This is a genomic window from Micromonospora sp. NPDC048898 (assembly GCF_043198035.1).
In the GTDB taxonomy this organism is placed as follows: Bacteria; Actinomycetota; Actinomycetes; order Mycobacteriales; family Micromonosporaceae; genus Micromonospora.
Window position 1 is genome coordinate 179833 of the sequence record NZ_JBICUF010000005.1, and the last position, 26124, is coordinate 205956.

24 protein-coding genes and 1 tRNA gene are annotated in these 26124 nt (G+C 72.5%); 9 read left to right on the plus strand and 16 right to left on the minus strand.

Annotated features, from left to right (window positions below; all coding sequences use genetic code 11):
- Nucleotides 1-14: 14 nt before the first annotated feature.
- Nucleotides 15-1238 carry a DUF4032 domain-containing protein gene (locus ACGFIQ_RS16530; RefSeq protein WP_393244325.1) on the minus strand — a complete coding sequence of 408 codons (1224 nt, stop codon included), beginning with the start codon at nt 1236-1238 and terminating at the stop codon, nt 15-17.
- A 90-nt stretch (nt 1239-1328) separates the two neighbouring features.
- Between ACGFIQ_RS16530 and ACGFIQ_RS16535 the strand changes: the two genes are divergently transcribed.
- On the plus strand, nt 1329-2075 hold the full coding sequence (locus tag ACGFIQ_RS16535) for a phosphatase PAP2 family protein (RefSeq protein ID WP_393244327.1): 747 nt from the start codon (nt 1329-1331) through the stop codon (nt 2073-2075).
- A gap of 11 nt (nt 2076-2086) precedes the next feature.
- Nucleotides 2087-3325: an APC family permease gene (locus tag ACGFIQ_RS16540; protein WP_393244329.1), complete on the plus strand. Its 1239-nt coding sequence runs from the start codon at nt 2087-2089 to the stop codon at nt 3323-3325.
- Nucleotides 3326-3356: 31 nt separating this feature from the next.
- Here ACGFIQ_RS16540 and ACGFIQ_RS16545 read toward each other — a convergent pair whose 3' ends face one another.
- From ACGFIQ_RS16545 to ACGFIQ_RS16570, 6 genes are all read right to left on the minus strand, one after another.
- Nucleotides 3357-4142 (minus strand): ABC transporter permease, encoded by a 786-nt coding sequence (locus ACGFIQ_RS16545; RefSeq protein WP_393244331.1) that lies wholly within the window; start codon nt 4140-4142, stop codon nt 3357-3359.
- Nucleotides 4139-5128 carry an ATP-binding cassette domain-containing protein gene (locus tag ACGFIQ_RS16550; RefSeq protein ID WP_393244333.1) on the minus strand — a complete coding sequence of 330 codons (990 nt, stop codon included), beginning with the start codon at nt 5126-5128 and terminating at the stop codon, nt 4139-4141. Before ACGFIQ_RS16550 ends, ACGFIQ_RS16545 begins: the two co-directional genes overlap by 4 nt.
- A gap of 30 nt (nt 5129-5158) precedes the next feature.
- Entirely contained in the window at nt 5159-8110 is a 2952-nt protein-coding gene (locus ACGFIQ_RS16555; RefSeq protein WP_393244335.1) for a BTAD domain-containing putative transcriptional regulator, read from the minus strand.
- Between the two features lie 61 nt (nt 8111-8171).
- On the minus strand, nt 8172-8702 hold the full coding sequence (locus tag ACGFIQ_RS16560) for a GNAT family N-acetyltransferase (RefSeq protein WP_393244337.1): 531 nt from the start codon (nt 8700-8702) through the stop codon (nt 8172-8174).
- On the minus strand, nt 8699-8989 hold the full coding sequence (locus ACGFIQ_RS16565) for a DUF1778 domain-containing protein (protein ID WP_393244339.1): 291 nt from the start codon (nt 8987-8989) through the stop codon (nt 8699-8701). Before ACGFIQ_RS16565 ends, ACGFIQ_RS16560 begins: the two co-directional genes overlap by 4 nt.
- 38 nt (nt 8990-9027) lie before the next feature.
- Entirely contained in the window at nt 9028-11010 is a 1983-nt protein-coding gene (locus ACGFIQ_RS16570; protein WP_393244341.1) for an NAD-binding protein, read from the minus strand.
- 95 nt (nt 11011-11105) lie between these two features.
- Between ACGFIQ_RS16570 and ACGFIQ_RS16575 the strand changes: the two genes are divergently transcribed.
- The 4 genes from ACGFIQ_RS16575 (at nt 11106) to ACGFIQ_RS16590 (ending at nt 15108) form a co-directional block, all read left to right on the plus strand.
- The gene (locus tag ACGFIQ_RS16575; RefSeq protein WP_393244343.1) at nt 11106-11588 is read left to right on the plus strand and encodes an MSMEG_6728 family protein; all 483 of its coding nucleotides are present in this window, start codon (nt 11106-11108) and stop codon (nt 11586-11588) included.
- A 31-nt stretch (nt 11589-11619) separates the two neighbouring features.
- On the plus strand, nt 11620-13173 hold the full coding sequence (locus tag ACGFIQ_RS16580; protein ID WP_393244345.1) for an FAD-dependent oxidoreductase: 1554 nt from the start codon (nt 11620-11622) through the stop codon (nt 13171-13173).
- 67 nt (nt 13174-13240) lie between these two features.
- Nucleotides 13241-14452, plus strand: coding sequence for a hypothetical protein (locus ACGFIQ_RS16585; protein WP_393244347.1), 1212 nt, complete (start codon nt 13241-13243; stop codon nt 14450-14452).
- 212 nt (nt 14453-14664) lie between these two features.
- Nucleotides 14665-15108, plus strand: a complete 444-nt coding sequence (locus ACGFIQ_RS16590; protein ID WP_393244349.1) for an HNH endonuclease — start codon at nt 14665-14667, stop codon at nt 15106-15108.
- 71 nt (nt 15109-15179) lie between these two features.
- On the opposite strand, the gene ACGFIQ_RS16595 is transcribed toward ACGFIQ_RS16590, so the two are convergent.
- Nucleotides 15180-16727, minus strand: a complete 1548-nt coding sequence (locus ACGFIQ_RS16595) for a serine/threonine-protein kinase (protein ID WP_393244351.1) — start codon at nt 16725-16727, stop codon at nt 15180-15182.
- Between the two features lie 88 nt (nt 16728-16815).
- Entirely contained in the window at nt 16816-17583 is a 768-nt protein-coding gene (locus tag ACGFIQ_RS16600) for an enoyl-CoA hydratase/isomerase family protein (protein WP_393244353.1), read from the minus strand.
- A gap of 162 nt (nt 17584-17745) precedes the next feature.
- On the opposite strand from ACGFIQ_RS16600, the gene ACGFIQ_RS16605 reads away from it, so the two are divergent.
- Complete coding sequence (locus tag ACGFIQ_RS16605; protein ID WP_393244356.1) at nt 17746-18303, plus strand: hypothetical protein; 558 nt, start codon at nt 17746-17748, stop codon at nt 18301-18303.
- On the opposite strand, the gene ACGFIQ_RS16610 is transcribed toward ACGFIQ_RS16605, so the two are convergent.
- Genes ACGFIQ_RS16610 through ACGFIQ_RS16625 form a run of 4 tightly spaced genes read right to left on the minus strand, consistent with a single transcriptional unit; the run spans nt 18291 to nt 21113 of the window.
- Nucleotides 18291-18935 (minus strand): histidine phosphatase family protein, encoded by a 645-nt coding sequence (locus tag ACGFIQ_RS16610; RefSeq protein ID WP_393244358.1) that lies wholly within the window; start codon nt 18933-18935, stop codon nt 18291-18293. The genes ACGFIQ_RS16605 and ACGFIQ_RS16610 overlap by 13 nt on opposite strands.
- A 52-nt stretch (nt 18936-18987) precedes the next feature.
- Nucleotides 18988-19407 carry a VOC family protein gene (locus ACGFIQ_RS16615; RefSeq protein ID WP_357068073.1) on the minus strand — a complete coding sequence of 140 codons (420 nt, stop codon included), beginning with the start codon at nt 19405-19407 and terminating at the stop codon, nt 18988-18990.
- 35 nt (nt 19408-19442) lie between these two features.
- Complete coding sequence (locus ACGFIQ_RS16620) at nt 19443-19844, minus strand: AraC family transcriptional regulator (protein WP_357068071.1); 402 nt, start codon at nt 19842-19844, stop codon at nt 19443-19445.
- 39 nt (nt 19845-19883) lie between these two features.
- Nucleotides 19884-21113, minus strand: coding sequence for an MFS transporter (locus ACGFIQ_RS16625; protein ID WP_393244360.1), 1230 nt, complete (start codon nt 21111-21113; stop codon nt 19884-19886).
- A gap of 91 nt (nt 21114-21204) precedes the next feature.
- On the opposite strand from ACGFIQ_RS16625, the gene ACGFIQ_RS16630 reads away from it, so the two are divergent.
- The gene (locus ACGFIQ_RS16630) at nt 21205-21825 is read left to right on the plus strand and encodes a CGNR zinc finger domain-containing protein (RefSeq protein WP_393244362.1); all 621 of its coding nucleotides are present in this window, start codon (nt 21205-21207) and stop codon (nt 21823-21825) included.
- A gap of 35 nt (nt 21826-21860) precedes the next feature.
- Here the strand turns inward: ACGFIQ_RS16630 and ACGFIQ_RS16635 are convergent.
- A tRNA-Thr gene (locus ACGFIQ_RS16635) sits at nt 21861-21937 on the minus strand.
- A gap of 340 nt (nt 21938-22277) precedes the next feature.
- Between ACGFIQ_RS16635 and ACGFIQ_RS16640 the strand changes: the two genes are divergently transcribed.
- The gene (locus ACGFIQ_RS16640; protein WP_357068065.1) at nt 22278-23369 is read left to right on the plus strand and encodes a sn-glycerol-3-phosphate ABC transporter ATP-binding protein UgpC; all 1092 of its coding nucleotides are present in this window, start codon (nt 22278-22280) and stop codon (nt 23367-23369) included.
- Between the two features lie 130 nt (nt 23370-23499).
- On the opposite strand, the gene rlmB is transcribed toward ACGFIQ_RS16640, so the two are convergent.
- Together rlmB and cysS are read right to left on the minus strand one after the other, a co-directional pair.
- Nucleotides 23500-24648, minus strand: coding sequence for a 23S rRNA (guanosine(2251)-2'-O)-methyltransferase RlmB (rlmB, locus tag ACGFIQ_RS16645; protein WP_393244365.1), 1149 nt, complete (start codon nt 24646-24648; stop codon nt 23500-23502).
- Nucleotides 24648-26063: a cysteine--tRNA ligase gene (gene cysS / locus ACGFIQ_RS16650; RefSeq protein WP_357068059.1), complete on the minus strand. Its 1416-nt coding sequence runs from the start codon at nt 26061-26063 to the stop codon at nt 24648-24650. Before cysS ends, rlmB begins: the two co-directional genes overlap by 1 nt.
- Nucleotides 26064-26124: the final 61 nt, after the last annotated feature.

The following is a 26124-nucleotide window of genomic DNA, read 5'->3' on the forward strand; positions in this document are numbered from 1 at the left end:
GGCCAGCCGGGGGGTCAGCTGAAGGTCGGGACGTCGACGCCGAGCACGGCCTGCTCGTCGGGGCGGTGCACCAGCACGTCGGCCAGGTACGACTGGACCGCGTGGCGCATGCCGACATCTCGGCCGGCCCGCTCGGAGAGCAGCCACTTGTGCTCGATGATCTGCGCGAACAGCTCCTGCGGCTCCAGCTTCTGCCGCAGGTGCGCGGGAACGGCCCGGACCACCGGCTCGAAGACCTCGGTGAGCCAGCGGTGCGCGGCCTGCTGTTCGTCGATCAGGTCGCTCTCCGCCCGATAGGCGTCCAGGTCGTTGAGCAGCTTGCGTGCCTGGTTCTCCTCGGCGTCCAGACCGGTCAGCCGCAGCAGCCGCCGGGTGTGGTAGCCGGCGTCGACGACCTTCGGCCGGACCAGGTAACGGCCGTCCTCGATGGACGACATGGCCACCTCGGCCACGTCGAAGCCCAACTCGTTGAGGCGGCGGATCCGGCCCTCGATGTCGTGCCGGGCCTCCCGCTCGACGGCCTGCTCGTAGGTGATCTCGTGCCAGAGCCGCTCGTAGCGCTGCACGACCTCCTCGCAGACCACCTCCGGGTCGATGGACTCGTGCAGCAGGCCGGCGGCCTGCAGGTCCAACGCCTCGCCGAAGATGTTCACCCGGGCGATCTCCAGGTCCTCACCGCGCTGACCGTTGGAGAGCGAGTTGTGCAACGCGCCCGTCTCCGCGTCCACCAGGTAGGCGGCGAACGCGCCCGCGTCCCTGCGGAACAGCGTGTTCGACAGCGAGCAGTCGCCCCAGAAGAAGCCGGTGAGGTGCATCCGCACGATCAGGGCGGCGAGCGCGTCGAGCAGCCGGCTCATCGTCTCCGGCCGCAGGGTGTGCGAGAACAGCGCCCGGTACGGCAGGGAGAACTGCAGGTGCCGCGTGATCAGCACCGATTCGAGGGGTTCCCCGTCGTCGGTCTGTCGGTCGGCGACGACCGCCACCGCCTCGACCGACGGGAAGTCGATCCGCTCCAGGGCCCGGAGCAGGTCGTACTCCCGCTCGGCGATCCGCTCGCGGGTCTCCTTGAACGCGTACACGTAGTCGCCCAACCGGACGAACCGGACGATGTGTCGGGAGATGCCCTGCGGCAGCGCCACCAGGTGTTGGGCAGGCCACTCCTCCAGCGGTGTCGACCAGGGCAGGTCGAGCAGCGCCGGGTCCACGAGGGCAGACGTGATCCGCACGGGCACAAGCATGACCTGTCACCCCCCGCATCCGCCTCTGATCGTGGTTGGGCCCACAGCGCCGCGCACCCCGACCTCGCACCGGGCCGGTAGCGTGGTCGCGTGCTCAAACCCACGGCGGTACGACGTGACCTGCGGCTACGGCCCGTCCGCCCGGCCGGCTGGTGGTTCGACGCCCTGCTGCTGGTCGGGTTCGGTGCGATGACCGTGGCCCTCGCCACAGGCGCGTTGCTCGGGCTGGATCTGGCGGTCCGGGAATGGGCGTATGCCCACCACCCGGCACCGATCTACTGGACGGCACGGGCGTTCAACCTCATCGGCCAGGGGGGTTGGCTGTTGACGCCCCTCGCCGGGGCGCTCGCCGTGACGGTGGCCTGGCGAGGCCGAACCGTCCGGCCGCTGCTGCTGGTGGCGGGGGCGTTCGTGCTCCTGTACCTGACGGTCGGGCCGCTCAAGGTCCTGACCGACCGGGCCGCGCCCAGCTCCGATCTGCCGCCGACCCAGTCGGTTCGGATCTTCAATGACCTGCCGCCCACCGAGTACGACCTGTCCTACCCGTCTGGGCACGTCGTCAACGCGATCCTCTGGTACGGGGTGATAGCCGTACTGCTGACCGCGCTGACGGCTGGGCGACTGCACCCGACCGTGCACCGGCTGATCCGTTTCGCCCCGCCGGCCATCCTGCTGGTCACCACGACATACCTGAACTTCCACTGGCTCACCGACGGCGTGGCAGCCCTGCTGATCGGGCTCTTCCTGGACCGGCTGCTGCACCGGGTGCCGTGGGACGACCTGCCGCTCCCCGGCCGGTTAACCGCCTGGGACCGGCCGTTCACCTCGTACCCCTAGGGTTCTGGTTCGTGGATCAACTGTCGCGGCGGCTCGGCGTACCCGATGCGGTTGTCATCGGTCTGGGCTCGATGCTCGGTGCGGGCATCTTCGTGGTGTTCGGCCCGGCCGCGGCGGAGGCCGGCGGTGCCGGCCTGCTGCCCGCGCTGGTGCTGGCCGGCTTCATCGCCTTCTGCAACGCGACAAGCTCGGCGCGGCTGGCGGCTCGTTATCCGGAGTCCGGCGGCACCTACGTCTACGGCCGGGAGCGCCTCGGGCCGTTCGCTGGTTTCCTGGCCGGCTGGGGTTTCGTGGTCGGCAAGACGGCCAGTTGCGCGGCGATGGCGTTGACCATCGGGGCGTACCTGTGGCCGGGGCAGGCCCGGCTGGTCGCGGTCAGTGCGGTGCTCGCGGTGACCGCGGTGAACCTGCGCGGCATCGGCAAGACGGCCACCGTGACGAAAGCTCTGGTCGCGTTGGTGCTCGCGGTGTTGGCCCTGGTCGCGGTCGTCGGCCTGGTGGGCGGGCCGGTGCACCTGGATCGGCTCGGTGAGCCCGGCGGCTCGGCCCGGGGCGTGCTCGCCGCCGCCGGGCTGCTGTTCTTCGCGTTCGCCGGGTACGCCCGGATCGCCACGCTCGGCGAGGAGGTCCGCGACCCGCAGCGGACCATTCCCCGCGCGGTGCCGCTGGCGCTCGGGGTGGTGCTCGCGATCTACCTGGTGCTGGCCGTGATCACGCTCGGCGTGCTCGGCGCCGACCGGCTGGCCGACTCCGCCGCGCCCCTGGTCGACGTGGTGACCGCCGCCGGGCTGCCCGGCCTGGCCTGGGTGGTTCGCGCCGGGGCCACCATCGCGGTCGTCGGGGTGCTGTTGTCCCTGGTCGCCGGGGTCGGCCGGACCACACTGGCGATGGCTCGCCGCCACGACCTGCCCGGTGCGCTGGCCGCCGTGCACCCCGTACGCCAGGTGCCGCAGCGCGCCGAACTGGCCGTGGCCGCCGTGGTGATCGTGGTGGTGCTGCTCGGCGACGTGCGTGACGCCATCGGCTTCTCCAGTTGCACGGTGCTGGTCTACTACGCGATCACGAACGCGGCGGCGCTGACGCTGGGCCGGGAGCCGGGCCGGCGGCTGCCGGTGCGGGTGCTCGCCGGCCTGGGGCTGCTCGGCTGTCTGCTGCTCGCGATCAACCTGCCGACCGGCAGCGTCCTCGCCGGCTTCGGTGTGCTGGCCGTCGGCGCCGCCTGGTACGCGCTGCGCCCCGCCCGCCGGTGACCTCAGCAGGCAGGCCACCGGCGGGCAGGGGTCAGCGGCTCAGCCGCCGGTATCGGCGCACCGCGAGCGGCGCGAACGTCGCGATCAGCAGCACCGGCCACACCACCGCCAACAGCATGGCGTGCTCCGCCGGCCAGGAGTCGCCACCCAGACCCGGATTGCCGAACAGTTCGCGGATCGCCGCGACGGTGGCCGACAACGGGTTCCACTGCGAGATCGTCCCGATGACCGACGGCATCAGCTCGGGCGACACGAAGACGTTGGAGATCGCGGTGAACGGAAACGCCGCCGGGAAGACGATCACACCGACCGTGTCCGGGTTGCGGACCAGCAGCGCCAGGTAGATCCCGACCCAGGTGATCGCGACCCGGAGCAACAGGAGGAGCCCGACGGCGAGCAACGCCTTACCGACACCCTGTCGCCACTGCCACCCGACGAGCAGACCACAGACCAGCAGGGTGGACATCTCCAGCAGGGCGCGGAGCAGGTCGGCGGCGCTGCGGCCGGTCATCAGGGCCGACCGGGCCATCGGCATCGACCGGAACCGGTCGACGACACCCCGGCTGAGGTCCAGTGCCACGCCGCTCGCGGTGGCGCCGAGCCCGTACAGCATCGTCATCACGAACACCCCGGGCAGCAGGAACTCCCGATAGTTGCCGCCACCGGACACCTGCATGCCGCTGCCGAACACGTACCCGAAGACCAGCACGAACATGATCGGCAGCGAGAAGTAGAGGATCAGCTCCTCGGGAGCGCGGACCACGTGGATCATGTTCCGCCTGGTCATCGTCCAGCCGTCGACCACCGCCGCCGTCATGCCACGTCCGCCTTTCCGCCGACCCCGACGGGCTCGCGGGCCTCGTCCGGCCGGTGCCCGGTCAGATACAGAAACGCCTCGTCCAGCGTGGCCCGCCGCAGGCCGATGTCCTCGACCGCGATCCCGGCGTCGTCCAACGCCCGCACCACGTCGACCAACCCGGCGACCCGGTCGACCACCGGGACGCTGAGCCGCCGCACCTCACGATCGTGCTCCGGCTCCGCGCCACAGATCGGCGCGACGATGCGGGCAGCCCGGGTCAGGTCGTCGGCGTCGCGCACCACCACCTCGATCCGGTCCCCGCCGGTCATCGACTTCAGCTCGTTCGGCGACCCCTCGGCCACCACCCGACCGGCGTCGATCACCGAGATCCGGTGGGCCAACTGGTCGGCCTCCTCCAGGTACTGCGTGGTGAGCAGAACCGTGGTCCCTTCCGCCACGAGACCGCGGACCAGGTCCCACACCTGGTTGCGGCTACGCGGGTCCAGACCGGTGGTCGGCTCGTCGAGAAAGAGCACCCGCGGTGTACGGATCAGGCTGGCCGCGAGGTCCAACCGGCGGCGCATCCCACCCGAATACTCACCGGCGGACCGTCCCGCCGCCTCGTCCAGCCCGAACCGTTCCAGCAGTTCGTCGGCGCGCTGGCGGGCCGCCCGCCGGCCCAGCCGGAACAGCCGGCCGAACAACTCCAGGTTCTGCCGGCCACTCAGGGTCTCGTCGACCGCCGCGTACTGCCCGGTCAACGCGATCCGGGCCCGCACCTCGTCCGGCTGACGTCGCACGTCGAACCCGGCCACAGTGGCCCTGCCGGCGTCGAACCGCAGCAGCGTGGTGAGGATCCGTACGGCAGTCGTCTTGCCGGCACCGTTCGGTCCCAGCAGCCCGTACACCGTGCCGGCCGGTACGGTCAGGTCGAACGCGTCCAGCGCGCGGGTCGGGCCGTACCGCTTACCCAGCCCCTCGGCCACCACGTCGTATGTCGTCATGCCGCCAGGGTGCGGTCGGGCGCTGACGGGTCACGCACCGTCCGCTGACGGCGGCGCACCGGGCCCGCTCACGGCCCCGGCCTTCTCCTCCTCGGTGATCTGCTGGAGAAGGAGGATGATCTCCGAGCGCGTCGCCTCGCCGACGTACCAGCCGGTGAGCCCGCCGGCCAACGCCGCTTCGCAGAGCCGCCTCGTCTCGGCGAGATCACCGCGCAGCCGTGCCACCTGGGCGAGGCCGAGCCGGGCGGCGGACACAAACTCGGGTGCCCCACTGCCCTGCGCGAGGAGCAGCGCACCGGCGAAGTCGTCCCGGGCCGCCGCGAGGTCACCGGCACGCAGCCTTGTCTCGCCCCGCGTACGCAGCATGTCGGCCTGGTCGACGGCCGAGCCGAGTTCCTCGGCCAACCCCATGGCCTGGTTCATGTGCTCGCCCGCGGCCTCCGGGTCACCCCGCCAGGCGGCCAGCTCGCCGAGCGCGCCAAGTGTGATCATGGAACCCCACCGGTCGCCGGTGCTCCGGAAGCCGTCGAGCGCGGCGGACAGCGCGGCCCCGGCCCGGTCCGACTGGCCACCCCACATCTGCGCCGAGCCGTGTCCCATCGCGCCGAGCGCGTTGATCCAGGTGTCCGGGCCGACCAGTCGCCGCAGCTCCCGCATCAGCTCTTCGACGTCGTCGGGCCCGCCGGGCGGGGGTCCGGTCGAGATCCCCGACAGGTACAGCAGGAACGGTTGTCGAGGGGGCCGGTCGAGGCTGCGGATCACCGACCCCTGCGTGCCGAGCGACGGCAGGTGACCGGAACCGGCGAGCGAGGCGTTGTAGACGCAGAGGGCGAACTCCTCGCCCAACCCGGGCGGCGCCTCGGCACCGAGCACGTCGAGGACGTCGGCGGCCAGCCGGGCCCCTTCCCCACGCATGCCGCGTAACCACCAGTAGAACGACAGGGCGGCGACCAAGCCGGCGGCCTCGGACGCGTCACCCGCCGCGGTGGCACGACGCAACGCCGCGTGCAGGTTGTCCCGCTCGGCGTCGAGCCGTCGCAACCAGTGCAGTTGCTCCACTCGGCGCAGGTGGTCGCTGGCGGTCCAGGCGAGTTCCAGGAAGTACGCGGTGTGCGCGCGGCGCAGCCGCTCGGCCTCGCCGGCTTCGGCGAGGCGTTCGGCGCAGAAGGCCCGCACGGTTTCGAGCATCCGGTAACGGCCTCCGGCCAACTCCACGAAGGACTTGTCGACCAGACCGGTCAGCGCGTCGACGAACTCGGCCGAGGGCATCTCGGAGACGCGCCCGGCCGCCTCCAGCGTGGCACCGCCGGCGAAGACGGTCAGCCGTCGGGCCAGTGTCCGCTCGGCATCGTCGAGCAGGTCCCAACTCCACTCGACCACCGCCCGGAGCGTCCGGTGCCGGGGTGACGCGGCCCGGCTGCTCATCGACAGCAGCCGGAACCGGTCGTCGAGGTGGGCGGCCACCTCGGCGACCGACAGCGCCCGCAGTCGCGCGGCGGCCAGCTCGATCGCCAGCGGCAGACCATCGAGGGTGCGGCAGATTCGCAGTACCAGCTCGGCGTTGGCCGGTGTGACGGTGAAGTCGGGCGCGACGTCGGCGGCCCGCTGGGCGAACAGGCTGACCGCCGCGTAGTCGTCGGCGTCCAGCGCTGTCGCGTCGGGCGGTGGCAGGGTGAGCCCGGACATCTGGCACAACGCCTCGCCGGCCAGCCCGAGCGGCTCACGACTGGTGGCCAGGACTCGCAGCGCCGGGCACGCGCCGAGCAGCCGTGCGGCCAGCCGGGCCGCGTCGGTGACCACGTGCTCGCAGTTGTCGAGCACGAGCAGCAGCGGCCGCTCGGCGAGCGCCTCGACCAGCCGGTCGGTGGGTTGCCGGCCCGGCTCGGCCGGGGCCCGCAGGCCCGCGTCGCGCGGGCCCCCTCCCCGCAGGCCCGCGTCGCGCAGGCCCCCTCCCCGCAGGCCCGCGTCGCGCAGGCCGAGGGCGCTCAGCACCGCCTGCGGTACGTCCGAACCGTGGGCCAGCCCGGCCAGCTCGACGAAGCGGACCTCGCCGTGCGAACGGCCCGCCGCCTCGATCGCCAACCGGGTCTTCCCCGCTCCGCCGGGGCCGGTGAGGGTGACAAGTCTGCGCTCGCCGAGCAGCTCCCCGACGCGTTTGAGTTCCTCCTCCCGCCCGACGAACGTGGTGAGTTGGCTCGGCAGCGCCGGTCCGGCCGCCGCGCGTTCGGCCGGGCGGTCCGCACGGTCCGCACCACGCAGCACCGCCAGGTGGACCGCGGCCAACTGCGGCGACGGGCCGACGCCGAGTTCCTCGGCCAGCGTGCGGCGGGCCGCCTCGAATTCGGCAAGCGCCTCGGCCGGCCGGCCCAGTGCGGACAGCGCACGCATGAGCTGGCCCCGCGACCGCTCCCGCAACGGGTGCGCGACGACCAACTCCCGCAACTCCGGGACCAATGCGGCGGACGCACCCAACGCCAGGTCCGCCTCGATCCGATCGTCGGTGGCTGCCAACCGCAGCTCGTCCAGCCGGGCCGCCTGCGCGGGTGCGCCGGCCACGTCGACGACGTCGGCCAGGGCGGGACCCCGCCACAGCTCCAACGCCGCCCGCAACTCGGCCGCCGCGCGGGCCCAGTCACCGTCAGCGAGCGCCCGGCGCCCCGCCTCGGCGAGCCGTTCGAACCGGTACGCGTCGACGTCTGCGGGATCCACGGCGAGCCGATAGCCGGTCGGATGGAACTCGACCGGGGTGTGCTCGGCGGGCAGGGCCTGACGCAGGCGCGACACCTGGGACTGGAGTGCGTTGGCGGCACCCCGGGGCGGGTGCTCGCCGTACAGGTTGTCGATCAGCCGCTCGGCGGAGACCACCCGGCCCGCGTCGAGCAGGAGCAGCGCCAGTAGTGCGCGCAGCCGCGGACCGCCGACGGGAATCTCGCGCCCGTCGGCCAGCACCACCTGGGTCGGCCCCAGGATGCGGAAACGCATGGCACCGATTGTCGCGCAGTGCCGGCCGGGTTCCCGCCGACCGATCCGCCGATCCTGCTGATCAGGAGGATCGGCCGCTGAGCGCGCGGCGGAGATCCTTCATCAGCAGCAGCAGGTGCATGGGGTCGGTGGGGCTGGCCTCGAACTTCGCCAGTCGCTGGTAGAAGTCCCGGGCGGCTTCGGTTTCGCAGTGGATGAGCACCGCCCGCACGCCGATGACCTCGCCGGCGGCCGCGATCCGTCGCAGGGCATCGACCACGAGCGCCCGACCCAACCCGACGCCCTGGGCACTGCGATCGACCCCGAGCCGGGTCAGGATCACCACCGGTTGGTGGTAACGGCCGGCACCCTGCCGCAGCTGGGGCGACGCGTCGGCGGGGGCGACGCTCCCGGCAGCCAGGGCGTAGTAGCCGGCCACTCGCTGGTCGGGGTGCTCGTTGTCCCGCACCACGTACACCCGCGACAGGCCCGCGCGATGGGCCTGCAGGGCATGCTCGACCAGCCACACCGACTGGGCCCGGGAGCCGCAGTCGAACCCCGTCACCGCGAACTCGGCCGACAGCGGCTCGACCGCCGAGAAGCGGGAACTCACCGGGGCGCACCCTCAGTCGGCGGGTCGAGCACCGTCGGACCGGTCAGCAGCTCCCGCAACCCGGCGACGTCCTGCGCCGGCCCCTGCAACGCCTCGTCGAAGACCCGCCAGGCGTCCTCGTCCAGCAGGAACGCCCGTCGGTCGGCGAGCACATCCGCCGCGGCTTCGGTCGCCGCCTTCAACACGAACGTCGAGACGCTGTCCCCGGCGGCTTGACTCGCCGCCTCCAACAACGCCTTCTGCTGCTCATCCACCCGTAGGTGTAGCCGTTCCGCCTTCGCACTCACACCCCGAGTGTACGCACAACGTACGCCAGCACAAACCGTTAGCTCACCTCGCCGGTCCCGTCATGCCGGCGGGTCAGCTCGAATTCGTCAGGTGGGCCGCCGTTGGTTGTCGAAGAAACGCCCTCGGCGGGGGGAACGGGATGAGCCGCGCCGGGCGCGGACGCGGCGACCCCGGAGTCCGTCGGGCCGGGCACCGGAGGAGACGCCGCCACCGGGGTTTTCAACCCCCCGGGAACCCCGCCCGGCCGAGGAATCCGGACCGGGTGAGCCGGCGGGGCGCACTGCCGCGTCAGCCAGTCCAACCCGCGCCGACGGGCGACCACCGTCAACCGGTCGCCCGCGAAGATCACCTGCCGGGGGTCGAGGTCCTTCCACCAGATCGTCCTGGCACCGCCCGCCGGGGTCCGGGCGATGAGCCGGACCTGCCCGTCCCGGTTGACCACGTCCAACGGTCGGCCGTCCAGCTCGGAGCCTGCGGCGACCGGCACCTCGGCGACCGGCAGCGCATGCCTGTCGACCGGGATCGTGGTGATCACCGCGCGTTCGGTGAGCGCCCCGGTGAAGGCCGGGGCGGCCAGGTAGGAGACCGACCGGGACACCCCGAGGGCGAAGGTCTCCTCCACCCGTTCGGCGAAGTCACCGTCGAAGAGTCGGAGCACCACCCGCAGGTCGTCGCGGAGTTCCCGGGCGGCGAGCGCCGCCTCCAGGTTCGCCACGTCGTCGGTGGACGCCACCACCAGCGCCTGACAGTCGGCCACCGACGCGGCGACGAGCGTCTCCGGCAGCGCGGCGTCACCGACGATGAGCGGCACCTCCAGCTGACGGGCCAGGGCACCGCCGCGTGGATCCGGCTCCTTGTCGATCGCCACCACCTCGACGTCGTACTCACGGAGTTGCGCCATCACGCGGGTGCCGACGTTGCCCAGGCCGATCAGCACGACGTGCCCGGCCCGCGCGGGCTGCACCCGGCCGGTGTGCAGGGCCAGTCGGGCGTTGACGATGCCGTCCACCACGACCGCGGTGATCAGCGGGATCAGCGCCAAGCCGGCCAGGTTGAGCACCACCTGCATGATCTGCGCGCCGGCCGGCTTGGTGGTGTCCGGGTCGGCGCCGCTGAGCGTGGTGACCAGGGTCAGGTACAGCGCTTCCAGCGGGGAGGCGTCCTCGGTGCGGGAGATCAGCGCCCCCAGCACCGCGATCACCGCGAGCACCAGCATCACCGCGACGCCGATCTTGCGGGTCGCGAAGCCGCGTACCGCTTTCAGCAGCACCGTGACCGGGCGACGTCGCCGGCGGGCCCGGACCAGCCGACGGGCGGCGACCTCGGTGCCCGGCGGCTGCCCGGTCGCCTCGGCGAGCACCAGGTCGGCGCCAGCCTGGTCGGCCGGCAGCAGCTCCACCCCCTGCGCCTCGGTGAGGTGGGCCAGGGCGCAGACCACGTCCTGCGGGCGGACGTCGGCCCGCCGCGCCACCCGGAGCGTCTTGTCCCGGTGTTGGAAGGAGCTGGGGTCGACCTCGCCGAGGGCTGCGGCCACGAAGGCCGGCGCGGCCATCTCGGCATCGGAGAGCACCTCGACCGGCGCCTTGATCAGTTTGCGTACGCCGTCGGCGAGGGTGCCGTTGAACATCCGCAGCACCTGGCGGACCTGCTGGTCGACGGCCTGCGCGCAGAGCGCCGCGTGCAGGTTGCCGACGTCGTCCTGGTGCAGCAGGGCCAGCCCGGTCGCCCCGGACAGGCCGGCGGCCTCGAAGGTGGACACGTCGAGCCGATCCGAGCGGATCACCCGGACCCCGCGCAGCCCCGCCACGTCCGGGCCGTTGCTGCGGTAGCGCCTCGGCACCACGACTGTCACCCGGGCCCCACCCGCCGGCAGCTCGGATTCGAGCAGCGCCCGGGCCACGTAGTAGGCGAGCGCGTCCTTGCCGCAGATCACGTAGTGCGGGCGCGGATCACCGGCGGAGCGCAGCCGCCAGTTCCACTCGACCGCTCGTCGCGCCCGGTCCCGCCACGGCTCCGCCATGCCCGGATCGTAATCAGCACGGTCACGGTGGGCGACCCCGTCCGGATCATCCCCCGACCGGGCATGCCCGCTCCGGCGACGGGTAGTGCAGCCGCATGCAGACGTTCCTCCCGTACCCGGACTTCCTGGCCAGCGCCCGGACGCTGGACCAGAAGCGGCTGGGCAAGCAGCGGGTGGAGGCCATCCAGGTGCTGCGCGGGCTCACCCGACCCGGGTACGGGTGGCGCAACCACCCGGCGGTGAAGATGTGGGCCGGGTACGAGGAGGCGTTGACCCGCTACGGGCTGGACATGTGCGCGGTGTGGACCGAGCCGGGGCGGGCCGACACCTGCGCCACCACGATGACCGTCGACCTGGCCGCCGCCTGCGGGGCCGGCGTCGTACGGACCCAGGACGAGCTGGCCCGGGTTGGCGAGCTGCCACCGTGGCTGGGCCGCGACGACCTGCACCTGAGCCACCGCTCGTCGCTGGTCCGCAAGGACCCCGAGCACTACCGGCCCCTCTTCGGCGACGACGTCCCAGCGGATCTGGAGTACGTCTGGCCCGCCTCCGACCGCGCGCGCCGCTGCCTTCCGTAGGGGAGACTGGGCCGCAGAGAGGTAGGTGTCCATGGCGCTGTCGCAGGTGGTGGGCCGGCTCGTCGGCGTACGGCAGCACCTGGTGGACCCGGGCGGCGGTGGCGCGGAGCGGGTGCCGCGACCGACCTCGGCGCTTGTGGTGGGTGGCGGCATCGCCGGCGTGTCGGCGGCGGTGGTGTTGGCCGAGCGGGGTGTCGCGGTCACCGTGCTGGAGGCCGCGCCGACGCTCGGCGGCCGACTGGGCGCCTGGCCGGAGGCGCTTGCCGACGGCACCCAGCAGATCGAGCATGGTTTCCACGCGTTCTTCCGGCAGTACTACAACTGGCGGTCGATCCTCCGCCGCATCGATCCCGACCTGGGCTTCCTCAAGCCCATTGCGGGTTATCCGATCCTCAGTGCCCAGTGGCCGACCGAGGAGTTCGGCAGGCTGCCACCCGCGCCACCGGCGAACCTGCTCGCGCTGCTGTTGCGCAGCCCCAGCCTGCGCCTGGCCGACCTGCGGGTGATGGACCGGGACGCCGCGCTGCCGCTGCTCAGCTACGACCCGGTCCGCACCTACGCCGAGTTGGACGACACCACCGCCGACGAGCTGTTGGCGTCGCTGGGGTTGCCGGACCGGGCGCGGGCGATGCTGTTCGAGGTCTTCTCGCACTCGTTCTTCAACCACGAGGCGGAGATGTCGGCCGCCGAGATGGTCGCCCAGTTCCACTTCTACCTGCTCGGCAACCCGGAGGGGCTGGCGTTCGACTGCCCGGACGAGGACTACGCCACGGCGATCTGGGAGCCGCTGACCCGGCACGTGGAGAAGCACGGCGGCCGGGTGCTCACCGGCTGCGCCGCGACCGGGGTGCACTCCGACGCCGACGGCTGGCGGGTGACGACCACCGACGGCGGCAGCCACCCGGCGGCCCACGTGGTGCTGGCCGTCGACCCGCCGGCACTCGCCGCGCTCGTCGCGGCCTCCCCCGACCTGGTCGAGCGGGCACCGGAGCTGGCGGCACGGATGCCCGCCTTCGGCCGGCCCGGCCCGCCGTACGCGGTGGCCCGGTACTGGTGTGCCGGGGACGTGGCCGCCGAGCGGGCGGTGTTCAGCGGCGTGTCCCGCCAGCCCACGCTGGACTCGGTGACGCTCTACCACCGGTTGGAGAACGAGTCTCGGCGGTGGGCGCGGCAGACCGGCGGGTCGGTCATCGAGCTGCACGCGTACGCCTGCGAGCCGGGGGTGCCGGCCGAGGAGTTGGCCGAGCGGATGCGCCGCGAGCTTGTCGCGCTCTGGCCGGAGGCCGGTGACCTGCGGGTTCGCGAGCTGCGGGCCCGGGTGGAGGCGCAGGCGCCGGCGTTCACGCCGGGCAGCCACGCCTGGCGACCGGGGGTACGCACCGACGCGTCCGGCCTCTACCTGGCCGGCGACGGTATCGCCACGGACTTCCCGAGCGCGCTGATGGAACGCTCCGCGGCGACGGGCATCATCGCCGCGAACCACATCCTGCGCGCCGAGGGCGGCGTGGCGGAGCCGGTGCGCTCGGTCCGGCCCCGGGGGCTGCTGGCCGGTCGCCGCACCCCAAAGCGACAAAACACAACATAAGCATGGGTACGCTGCCGTACGCTTGGTTGATCAACCGTCGATCGGCCGGGCGGGAGGGCAGCGGGGGATGTCACCACTGCACCGCGCCGGCGCGGAGAACCGCCCACCGATCGGCGAGATCGGCCACGACGACGCGTCCCCACTGATCCGCGACGAACGGGCCTGCATCGTCACCGCACTGCGCCTGGGCTGGTGGATGGCGGACGCCTACCACCACGGGCAGCACGCGGAACTCGGCGTACCCGCCAAGGCCCGTCCATCCGTACCGCCGGCCAAGCTCTCCAACCTCACCGAGATGTCCCCCCACCGGCGCATGCGCATGTACCTCGACGGGGTGGACGTCGCGCTGGCCCAGATCGCCGAACTCACCCGGCACACCGGGCCGGTGCCCGACACGTCGGCCGCCCGGGCCCTGCTGCCCGCCCTGGGCCCGCCCGACCCCGCCGATCCGGTGCCGCTGCTGCTCGCCCTGGACGACCTCAACGTCGAGGTGCTGCGCTGGGCGATGGCCACCAACCACCGGGTCGGGCTGGCCTACCGGTTGGGTCGATCAGTGGCCGACACCGTCCGAGCCGGCGACGCCGCCCAGTTGCTGCGGCAGTTCGGTGGGCGGCAGATCCAGATCAGCCGCTGGCTGGACGAGCTGGCCAGCGTGCTGCCGCCGTACTCGGCCGCGGTGGTGCGCCGGTCGCTGGCCGCCTGGGCGACGGCTGTGGACCGGGCCGGCCACGGGGACCCGGCCGAGCCGGCGCCCGCCGAGCTGAGCCGGGCCCTGCGAGGCCAGGGTGACCTCTGGCGGGACGTGCTCACCGGCGGCCTGCACCCCCGCGACCTGCTCGACGAGGAGGACTACGCGGTGATCGCCCGCAACCTGATCATCCGGGATCGGCGGTTGGTGGCGCAGGCGGCGCGGGGCATCTTCTGGCCCGTCCTCGTACCCCTGCTGTTGGTGCTCTTCGCGGTGGTCGGCGTGAGCGCCGCCGCGGCAGCCGGCTCACCGACCACCCGGGCCACCGTCGCCCTGGTGGGCCTCGGCGCCGGGCTGGCCGCGATCTGGCGGTCGGTCTCCGGGCCGGCACTGGCCGTCGCCAGCGAGGTCAACCGGCCCCTGCTGGACAGCGAACTCACCGCGCGAATGGCCCTGCGGCTGAACCGGCCGCTGACCACCGCCCGGCGCTCGGTGGTCGTCGCCCCCCGGACCCGCCGTCAGCGCCGTCCGGAGGAGCCGGGCGACCGATCGAAATACGTTGCCCGTCTGTCCCGCCCCGACCTACCGTGAGCGGGCAAGGTCAACCACCGCCACGGGAGCAGAGCATGACGATGTCGCACGTCACCACCGTGCCGTCGACGCTGCCCGGCGACGGTTGCCGAGCGGAAGGTCCCCGGGCGGGCCGGCCCGACTGACGCGTCCCCGTACGCGCCGAGCCGCCCCGTCCACCAGCCGGACCGGGCGGCTCTTCGCTGTCCGTCACCATCGTGAAAGGAGTCCCGGTGGACGCCGTCCTCGTCGTCAACGCCGACCTCGGCCCGCTGCACCGGGTCACCGTTCAACACGCCGTGCGGATGCTCTGCCGCCGGGTCGCCGAGATCCACGAGGCCGAGCCGGACCAGGTGATCGGGGTCTTCCCGATGCCGCGGGTGGTGCGGCTGGTCCGCTACGTGGTCACCCGGTGGAGGTTCAACTCCGGGCCGGCCTGGTCCCGCTCCGGGGTGCTGCGCCGCGACGACAGGTGCTGCGCGTACTGCGGTGGCCCGGCCTCCACCATCGACCACATCCTGCCCCGCTCGCGCGGCGGCCGGAACACCTGGCGGAACACCACCGCCGCCTGCTACGGCTGCAACCAGCGCAAGGGTGACCGGACGCCGGCGGAGGCGGGCATGCCGCTGCGCCGGGAGCCGGTGACCCCCGGCTGGGGGGCGCTGGACGGGCGGTGACCGACCGGCCGGCGGGAACGGGGGGCCGCGTTCCGGGCACGCCCCGGGGCGCGGCACCCGTCGGCCCCCGGTCAGACGGCGCGTTCCTTCACCTGCGGGGTCGGACGGCCGTTGGGGCAGTTCACCCGGATCTCGCTGCGGTGCTCGGTGGACGTCAACTCGACCCGGATCTGTTTCGCCGGGCCCGGGTCGTACGCCTCCGCCCGGAACCCGGGCGCGGGTGCCACCGCGAGCACCTCGGCCGACTTTCCTACGCAACGGACGGTGATCGTCCCTCCGCGCGCCTGCACGGGCACGTCCGCGGAAAGGGTGGGCGTCGGCGCGGCCTGGCCGGGCGTGGTCGACGTCGGGCCGGGCGCGGTGGCGGTCGGGGCCGCTGTCGGGGCGGGGGTCGCCGTCGGGTCCGGACCGGTCGGGGGGCCGGTCCGGCCACCAGGCGCGGTCTCCTGGGCCGACGGGACGGCGGACGGCCCGGTCGTGATCTCGTCGGCCGGCTCCACGGCGCCCGGCATCCCCACGGCGGTGGTGCCCGGGCCCTGGCCGGTCGACGGAGCACCCTGCCCCGGTCGACGATTGTCGAAGTCGCCGAGCGACCCGGCCATCGTGATCGCGGTGAGCACCGCGCCGCCAATCGCCAGGATGGTCAGCCGCCGACGCCGACGCCACGACGGATGTCTCGTCGGCCCGGCCGAGTCGACGGTCCCGGTGCCGGTCGGCTCGGCTGAGCCGGCCTCCGGTGCCGCGGTGACGCCCGTTTTCTCTGCGCCTGCTCCCGGTGCCGGGCTGACGCCCGTTTCCTCGGCCGTTGCTCCGCTCATGGCGGTGAGCAGGATGCGGGCCGCCTCGGCGGCCGGTGGCCGGTCGGCGGGGTCGCGGGCCAGACACCAGCGGTAGAGCCGGTGGACCTCGGGCGGCACGCCGTCGATCTCCGGCAGCGGGCCCGGCTCGACGTGCGTGTGCGCGCGGAGCATCCCGGTCTGCGTCTCGGCCGACCACGGCAGCCGGCCGGTGAGCACCCGGTGCAGCAGCAGGCCCAGGGCGTACACGTCGCAGGCCGGCAGCACCTCGCCGGCCTCCAGTCGCTCCGGCGCGAGGTAGGCCGGAGTGCCCAGCAGCCGCCCCTCGAAGTCGATCTCCGACTCGCCGGCGACGGCCGCGATGCCGAAGTCGAGCACCTTGGCGCCGGTCGGCGTGAGCATCACGTTGCTCGGCTTGATGTCGCGGTGCACCAACCCCTGTGCGTGCGCGGCCGTGAGAGCGGAGGCCACCTCGGCGCAGACCCGTAAGCCGGCACGCGGCGGCAACGGCCCGGTCGCCAGCCGTTGTTCGAGAGTGAGACCGCCGAGCAACTCCATCACCACGAACGGGACCGGGGAACCGTCCAGCGGCGACTCGCCATAGTCGTACACGCCTGTGACGTGTGGATGCGACAGGCGGGCAGCCGCCTTGGCCTCGGCGCGAATCCGCTGCCGAGCGAAGGTGTCCGAGGCGACGAGCACCTTCACCGCGACATCCCGTTCGAGCACCTCGTCGTAAGCCCGGTGCACCACCGACATGCCGCCACTGCCGAGGCGCTCCAAGAGCCGATAGCGGCCCGCAAGCAACTGATCACGCTGCACGACGGACAGCCTGCCGTACCGGCCGGCAGCGGACCACCCCGGATCGAGGTGTCGCGATGAGTGGGATCGAAGTGCGACCACCGTCCCGTCAGTCGCCGGTCGGTGGCCGCCAGGCGAAGCGGGGCGTACGCCGCTCGGCCATCGCCGCGACGCCTTCCCGGGCCTCGCCGGTGGTCGACACCTTCCGGTGCCACCAGGCGATCCGCGCCGGCCCGGCCCGGTCGTCGACGATCTCCTTCGCGGCGGCGACGCTCAGCGGTGACCGCTGGGCGATCGTCGCGGTCAGTTCGTCCACCCGCGCGGCGAGCCGGTCGGCCGGCAACACCTCGTCGACCAGGCCGATCCGCAGGGCGCGCTCGGTGTCGATCAGCTCGGCGGTGAACAGCAGGTGCTTGGCCGCGGACGGGCCGACCAGCCCGGCCAGCCGGCGGGTGGTCGGCGCCGGATAGACCAGCCCGAGCCGGGCCGGCGGTACGCCGAAACGGGCGTCGTCCCCGGCGATCCGCAGGTCGCAGGCGACCGCGAGCTGGGCGCCGCCGCCGACGCAGGCACCCCTGATGGCAGCGATCGTCGGCTTGGCGAAGTTGGCCAGCCGTTCCTCGGCGGCCACCGCGATGCTTGTGTCACCGGCGTCCAACAGCTCGGCCAGATCACCCAGGTCCGCACCAGCGCAGAACGCGTCGCCCGCGCCGGTGAGCACCAACGCCCGGACGTCGGGGTCGGGTTCCAGCCGGTCGAGCAGCTCGGGGAGTTGACGCCACATGGTGGCGGTCATGGCGTTGCGCCGGGCCGGATTGTGGATCACCACGGTCGCGACCGGTCCGGTCACCTCGACTGTCAACTCCGCGTCCGACACGTCCACCCCTCCCCCGTCCCCGCCGCCACGATTCTGAAGCAATCTTGGACAGTTTCCGTTAGCTCGTAACGGAAACTGTCCAAGATTGCCAGAAACGGCTTCCACCGCTTCCGTCCGGGGTGGGGTGGGGAACCGTTGCTTGGGGTGGTGCGTCCGACGGAGATGAGACAGGTATCGGCGACCGCCGTCGCGATCGCGCTCCTGACCGCCGTCCTGACCGGTTGCACCGGCGTCGACCGAGCCCCCACCCCGCTCCCGCCCCCGGTCACCGCCGCTGCCGGCCCGACAGTCATCGCCACCCCGCCGAACGGCACCGTCACCCCGCCGACCGTCGTCGCCACCGTCGGCCCCGGGACCGGTGGCGCGCCGACCCGGGTGATCCTGCGCACCTCCGGCGGCTTCGCCGGTCGTGGTGACTCCGTGACCGTCGAGCCGGACGGTCAGTGGACCGCGGTGGACCGGGCCGGCAGTCGGCGTACCGGCCGGCTCACCCCCGCCGACCTGGGCCGCCTGACCGGGCTCGCCGCCGACCCCCGGCTGGCCGCCGAGGCGCGGCAACCGACCCGCGCGACAGTCTGCTCGGACGCGCTCAGCTACCTGCTCACGGTGGGCGGCACCGAGACCGGGTACGTCGACTGTCCGGCCGACGCTCCCCCGCCGCCGGCCACCCAGGCGCTGGTCAAGCTGCTGCTGCGCACCACCGGCACTCAGACCAGGTAGTCCGCGGGCAGGCCGGTGCCCCGCAACTCGGGCGGAAGGTGCGCCACGTCGTTGACGGCGACCAGATTCGGCGGGCCGGCCTGGCTGTACCGAATCACGGTCAACCCCGCGTTGTGCAGGTTCAGGCCCAGCCAGCGCCGCTCCGGCGCGTCGAGGGCGTGCCGCACCAGCCAGGCGATCAGGAAGGTGTGCGTCACGACCAACTCGCGCACCGGCTCGTCGTCGGCGGCTGCCTCGCCGACCGGCCCGGCGAACCGGCGCACCGCAGCCGCCGTCACCCGCGGCCCGTCGACCCGCTCGGCCGCCGTGAACTGGGCCAGGAACTTCGCGTACGCCGGGGGCAGGTCGGCTGGGTCCGTGTCGTGTGGGAGGTGGTCACCGGCCAACTCCGTCGCGTACACCGGAACGTCGGGCAGCGACGTGGCGACCAGCTCGGCGGTCTGCGCGGCCCGGCGCAGCGGCCCGTGGTGGACGGCGGCGAACCGACGGCCCCGCAGACGTTCGCCGAGCAGGATGGCCTGCCGCCGACCGCGCTCGGTGAGGCCGGTGTCCGGTTCCCCGGCATCCGGCTCCCCCGGCTCGGTCAGATCCTGCTCGGCGTGGCGGGTCAGGTACAGCACGCGGGTCACCATGCCGCCCATCGCAACACAGCAAACGAGATGGTCTCGACCCGCGTCGGTTCCGCTAGTGCCGCGGGAACATCTGGCCGATACGGATCCGGTTACCGAACGGGTCCCGGATGCCGAAGTCGATCCCGTACGGGCGCTCGGTCGGCTCGTCGGTGATCTCGACGCCCTTCGCCACCAGGTCCTCGTGCGTCTTGCGGGCGTCGTCGGTGGTCATGAATAGGTACCCACCGAGCGCACCCTTGGTGAGCAGCTCGCGGACCTGCTCGGCGGTGGCCGGGTCCAGTGCCGGCGGGCCCGGCTTCTCCAGCAGGATCTCCCGCTCCGGGTCGCCGGGCAGGTTCACCGTCAGCCACCGCATGAAGCCGAGATCCTGGTCGGTGTTGACCTCCATGCCGAGCTTGTGCACGTAGAAGTCGAGCGCTTCGTCCTGGTCGAGGACGTAGATCTGGGAGCGGCTGATCGCGTTCATCGTCATGCCCATGACGTTAGAGGCCGACCGTGACCTGCTGCTTATCCAAAACTGCTGGGTCGGGTCCAGGCTTTGGCGAAGCACGACGGCACGTCGACAGGTGCGACGCGTTGACGCCGGAAGTCCGAGGGTGACGTGCCGACGATCTGCCGGAACGTCCGGCTGAACGTACCCAGGCTGCTGAACCCGACGGCGTAGCAGATGTCGGTGACGTCCCGGTCGGTCTCCACCAGCAACGCCATCGCCCGCTCCACCCGGCGACGTTGCAGGTAGCGGTGCGGGGTCTCGCCGAACGTGGCCCGGAAGGTACGGATGAAGTGCGCCTCGGAGACGTGCGCGATCCGGGCCAGCGCGGGGATGTCCAGAGCCTCGGCGTACGCCCGGTCCATCGCGTCCCGTGCACGCAGCATCGCCCGGTTCGACTCCTCCACCGCGCGACTCATCGGCCCCCGTCCCGCCCCCGCTCGCTGCCCGGCCCCAGGCTACGCCGGGTACTTCGCCGTCCGGTCGTGTGGCGCGTGCGCGCCGTGGGTCGCCGGAGCGTTCGCACGCGTGCCGGCTGTGCGCCGCCCACCCGCGGTAGCCGTGGCGGCGACCAGCAGCAGAGCGACGACGCCGAGCAGGGCACCGAGCAGCACCGTGCTGTGCACGCCGTGGCCCGGTAGCGCGAGGCCGGCGACCAGGGCACCACCGGTGATGCCGACGTTGACGGCGGCGGAGACGGTGGCGGCGGCGAGGTCGGAACGGCCGGGCGCCACCTGCAGCACGACGCCACCGAGCACCGCGGTGAACGCCGCGAACGCCAGCCCGGCCAGCGCGAGCAGGACCACGGCGGCCGCCGGCCGGTGGCCGATCGCGTACAGCCCGAGCAGTGCCACCGACTGCAGCGCGATGGTCGCGACCAGGGCGAGCCACGGGCTGCGGTCCACCACCGCTCCGACGGCGAGGATGCCGAGCACGCTGGCGACGCCGCGCGCCAGCAGGATGGCACCGACCGACGAGGCGGCGAACCCGCTGACCTCGGTGACGAAGAGCGCGACATAGGTGTACGCGGCGATGGCACCGGCGGTCGTCAGGATGGCCACCGCGACCAGCAGCCAGAAGCGGTGGGCGTCGGGTGTCGCGCCCCGGGCGGCGTGTCCCTCGTCGGGCGGCGTCGACGGCAGGAGCGCGGCCACCGCGACGAGCACGATCGCGCCGAGCCCGGCCACCGCCAGGAACGAGATCCGCCAGCCGGCGCGTTCGCCCAGCCAGGTGCCCGCCGGCACCCCCAGGACCAGGGCGACGCTGCCGCCGGCGAAGACGACCGCGACCACCCGCCCACGGAGCCCGGGTCGGAACAGCTCGGCCGCGGCCGGCACCACCACCGCCCAGAACAGGGCGTGCGTCGCCGCGGTTGCCATCCTGGCCGCCAGCAGCAGCGCGAATGTGCTCGCGAACACCGTGATCGCGGTGCTGACGACGAAGCCGGCCAGGAGCGCCGACAGGAGTCGCCGGCGCGGGATCCTCCTGGCCAGCGCCGTCAACGGGATCGACGCGACGACGACCACCGCGCCGTACGCGGTGACGAGCATGCCCACCTGCGACGGCGAGACGGCGAGGTCCGCGGCCATCGGGAGCAGCAGGCCGATCGGCAGCGCCTCGGCGGTGGTGTAGAGGAAGGTCCCGCCGGACAGGCCGAGCAAAGCTCCCACTGCTCGTCGGTGGCTCATCCGCTCTCCCAACTGTTACCAGCTAAACCGTGTACGCCAGCAACAGGCTAGTGATGCCCACCACCAGGGTCAACTGGTAAAGTGCGTTTTGATGGAAACAGTCGAGGACGTCACGCGGATGCACCTGGTGGGCGGCAACCTCGCCCTGGACTTCGTCAACACCCGCACCGGTCCACCCAGCGGGCCCTCGGACGACGACGTGCTCACCGGCTATCCGGAGCTGGTCGCCTGGGGCGTGCACGCGGGCGCCCTCACCGAAACAGAGGCGACCGCGTTACGCCGGCTGTCCCGCAACGATCCGGACGGCGCCCGCGCTGCCTTCTCCCGAGCACTGGGCACCCGCGACTGCCTCGACGAGGTGTTCCGGTCGCTGGCCGCCGGCCGGTCTCCGAACACGCCCGCACTGGCGCGACTGCGCGACGACGAAGCCGACGCGCTCGGCCACGCACAGCTCGCGGGCGGGAGCACGTTCGCGTGGGTGTGGCGGGACGACCGGACGCTCGCCCGACCACTACGGCCGGTGGTGCACGCGGCGGTCCAACTGCTCACCACGGGTGCACTGGACCGGATCAAGGGCTGCGGGGGCTGCCGCTTCGTCTTCTACGACGAGAGCAAGAACCGCAGTCGCCGCTGGTGCAGCATGGACGACTGCGGCACCGCCGAGAAGATGCGCCGCTACGTCGCCGCGCGGCGCACCCGAGCGCCGCGGTGAGCGCGCTCTGCGGAGCCGGGAAAGCCTTGTGGATATGGAGCCCCCGGCCGGGATCGAACCGGCGACATCTCGCTTACAAGGCGAGTGCTCTGGCCAGCTGAGCTACAGGGGCGCGTGCGTCGGGGTCAGCATAGCGAGTGACGTCCGGACATCCCGCTCGCGATGCCTCCCCAGCACGGGAAACGTCAACAACCCGACGCACAAGGGTTCACCGACGCGTCGATTGATGGCTGAGCGTGCCCGAGTGACCGGAATGCGTACCCCGTCGGCGAGGTTGGAAGCTGCCCCGCCTTGGCAGCAAGATGAAAGCCGTTTACGGTTCACTCACACGGACGACAGCCCGGCGCCCCCGCGACCGAGCCGCCGTCCGCTGACCGGCACGGATACGTGCCTGTCGCTCCTTCACTCGGATCGTCCGGCACGTTCCTGCCGGTGAAAGGAAGCGCTTCACCATGGCTACGGTCACCTACTCCAAGGCGTCCCGGGTCTACCCGGGCCAGGAGCGTCCCGCCGTCAACGAGCTCAACCTCGAGATCGGCGACGGCGAGTTCCTCGTCCTGGTCGGCCCCTCCGGTTGCGGCAAGTCCACGAGCCTGCGGATGCTCGCCGGCCTGGAGGACGTCGACGCCGGGTCGATCTACATCGACCAGCGTGACGTCACCCACCTTCCTCCGAAGGCCCGCGACATCGCGATGGTCTTCCAGAACTACGCGCTCTACCCGCACATGACGGTGTACGAGAACATGGCGTTCGCCCTGAAGCTGCGCAAGACCTCCAAGTCGGAGATCGACCGGCGGGTCAAGGAGGCGGCAGCCCTGCTCCAGCTGGAGGAGTACCTCAGCCGCAAGCCGAAGGCGCTCTCCGGTGGTCAGCGTCAGCGTGTCGCGATGGGCCGGGCGATCGTCCGCGAGCCGCAGGTCTTCCTCATGGACGAGCCGCTGTCGAACCTCGACGCCAAGCTGCGTGTGCAGACCCGTACCCAGATCGCGTCCCTGCAGGCCAAGCTGGGCGTCACCACCGTCTACGTCACGCACGACCAGGTCGAGGCCATGACCATGGGTCACCGGGTCGCGGTGCTGCTCGACGGTGTCCTCCAGCAGGTGGACACTCCCCGCGCGCTCTACGACACCCCGGCGAACGTGTTCGTCGCCGGCTTCATGGGTTCGCCGGCCATGAACATCAAGACCGTTGCGCTCAACGAGCGGGGCGCCGAGTTCGCCGAGCTGAGCATCCCGCTGACCCGGGAGCAGGTCGCGGCGGCCCGCGCCGAGGGTGGCGACGGCAAGGTGACCGTGGGCTTCCGCCCGGAGGACTGCGACCTGGTCAGCCCGACCGAGGGCGGCATGCCGGTCGTGGTCGAGCTGGTCGAGGACCTCGGCTCGGACGCCAACGTCTACGGCCACGCCGCCCTGGGCGGCAGCTCGGAGCGCTTCGTCGTGCGCACCGACCGGCGCACCATGCCGAACATGGGTGACACCGTGTTCGTCAAGCCGCGTACCGGTCGCAGCCACGTCTTCCACGCCGCCACCGGCAGCCGGATCTGACGTAACGCCAACCGACAGGGGCGGTCCGCTTCGGCGGGTCGCCCCTGTCGTCGTACCCAGGGTGGCTTTACGGCAGATCTGACGACGAGGCCCCCTCCCGCGCGGGCGGGAAGGGGCCTCGTCGGCGTCGTTACAGCTCGACGGCCCGCCGGCGGGCGACCTCGGCCAGGGTGACCGCGGCGGCCACGCTGGCGTTGAGCGACTCCACCTCGGAGATCATCGGAATGCTGACGGTGAGGTCGCAGGTCTCCCCGACCAGGCGGGACAGGCCCCGCCCCTCGGAACCAACCACCACCACCAGCGGACCGACCGCGGCTTCCAGGTCGTACAGGTCGGTGTCGCCGTCGGCGTCCAGGCCGACCACCATGAAGCCGGCGTCCCGGCACGCCTTCAGCGACCGGGTCAGGTTCGTCACCTGCGCCACGGGCACCCGCGCGGCCGCGCCGGCGCTGGTCCGCCAGGCGGTCGCGGTGATCCCGGCAGCACGTCGCTCGGGTACGAAGACACCCTGCGCGCCGAACGCGGCGGCCGACCGGATCACGGCACCCAGGTTGCGCGGGTCGGTGACACCGTCCAGCGCGACGAGCAGCGGGGCCTGCTGCTCCAGGGCGGCGGCGACCATGTCGTCGAACGGCTGGTACGCGAATGGCGGCACCTGCAACCCGACGCCCTGGTGCAGCACGCCGCCGGTCATCCGGTCCAGCTCGGCCCGGCTGATCTCCAGGTTGGCGATGCCCCGGTCGGCGGCCGTCCGGATGATCTCGTTGATCCGGTCGTCCATGTCGATGCCCTGGGCGACGTAGAGCGCCGTCGCCGGCACCTGGGCGCGCAGCGCCTCCAGCACCGGGTTACGCCCGACCAGCAGCTCCGGCGTGTCCTTGGACGGGTTGGACTTGCGCCCCGGCGCGACCCGGGGACCGCCCCGTCCGCCGGCCGCGCCCCGCCCGCCGGCAGCGCCTCGGCCGCCGGTGGCAGCACCCCGACCCCCCGGTACGCCCCGACCGCCACCCCTGCCCCAGGTGGTGTCCTTGCTGCCCGGCTGACCGATCTTGGGGGCGCGCCCCTCCTCGGCCGCCGCGCGGCGCTCCTTGTCCTGCTTCCAGGCGGTGCGCTGGGGCAGCTTCTCGGTGCCCGAGTAGCCCTTGTGCCACGGCCGCTCGTCGGCGGGCAGGGTGCGCCCCCGCCCGGCCAACGAGTCCTTGTTCTTGCCGCCGGTGCCCTTGGGGGCGCCTGCCTTCGACGTCAGTCGCCGGCCACGGCGCTGCGAGTTGCCGGCCATCAGTCCTGCTCTCCAATAGTCCAACGGGGGCCCTGGGGGGTGTCCTCGACCACCACACCGGCCAGCTTGAGCTGGTCGCGTACCGCGTCGGCGGCGGCCCAGTCCTTGCGGCCCCGGGCCTGCGCGCGTTGCTCCAGGGCCAACGCGATCAGGGAGTCCACCACGGCGCGTAGATCATCCGTGCGGCCACCGCCGGTCCACGCCGGGTCGAGGGGGTCGACCCCGAGGATATCCAGCATCGCGCGTACCACGGCCAGGGTGGTGCGGACGGTCACATCGTCGCCGGCGCTCAGCGCGGTGTTGCCGTCCCGAATGTGCTGTTGCAGCACGGCCAGCGCGGCGGACGTGTTGAGGTCGTCGTCCATCGCCGCGACGAAGCCGCCCGGCAGGTCACCGAGCTGCCCGGCACCGACCCGCTCGGTCGCCCGCTGCACGAAACCCTCGATCCGGCGGTACGCGGTCGCCGCGTCGCGCAGCGAATCCTCCGAGTAGTCGATCACCGAGCGGTAGTGCGCGGCGGCGTAGTAGTAGCGCAGCTCCACCGGCCGCACGCCGAGCGAGTCCACGTACGCCAGGTCGAGCGCGTTGCCTGCGGACTTGCCCATCTTGGCCCCGCCGATGTTGAGCAGCCCGTGGTGCACCCAGAAACGGGCGAACGGCAGCCCGGCCGCCTGGGACTGGGCGATCTCGTTCTCGTGGTGCGGGAACGTCAGATCCAGACCGCCGCCGTGGATGTCGAACTCCGGGCCGAGGTAGCGCCAGCACATCGCCGAGCACTCGATGTGCCAACCCGGGCGCCCCAGACCCCACGGTGACGGCCAGTAGGCGTCCGCCGGCTCCTCCGGTTTGGCGCCCTTCCACAGGGCGAAGTCGCGCGGGTCCCGTTTGCCCCGGTCGGGAGCGTCCCCGGCCGACTGCATCGCGTCCGGAGACTGACCCGACAACGACCCGTAGGCCGGCCAGGACGCCACGTCGAAGTAGACGTCGCCGGAGCCGTCGGTCGCCGGGTACGCGTGCCCGTCGGCGATCAACTTCGTGATCAGCTCGTGCATCTCCGGGATGTGCCCGGTGGCGCGCGGCTCGTAGGTGGGCGGCAGCACGTTCAGCGCCCGGTAGGACTCGGCGAGGAGCAGCTCGTTCGCGTACGCGATCGACCAGAACGGTCGCCCCTGCTCGCCCGCCTTGACCAGGATCTTGTCGTCGATGTCTGTCACGTTGCGGATGAAGGTGACCTCGTAGCCGGCGGCCAACAGCCAGCGACGCAGGACGTCGTAGTTGACGCCGGAGCGAAGGTGACCGATGTGCGGCGGAGCCTGGAGGGTGAGACCACACAGGTAGACCCCCACCTTGCCGGCTTCCCGCGGGACGAAGTCCCGCACCGATCGGGTGGCAGTGTCATACAGGCGTAGCGTCACCGTACAAGGGTAGCTGTCCGTGCCTGTCCGGGTCGGCCGGTGCCGGGTCGTACGCTGCCAG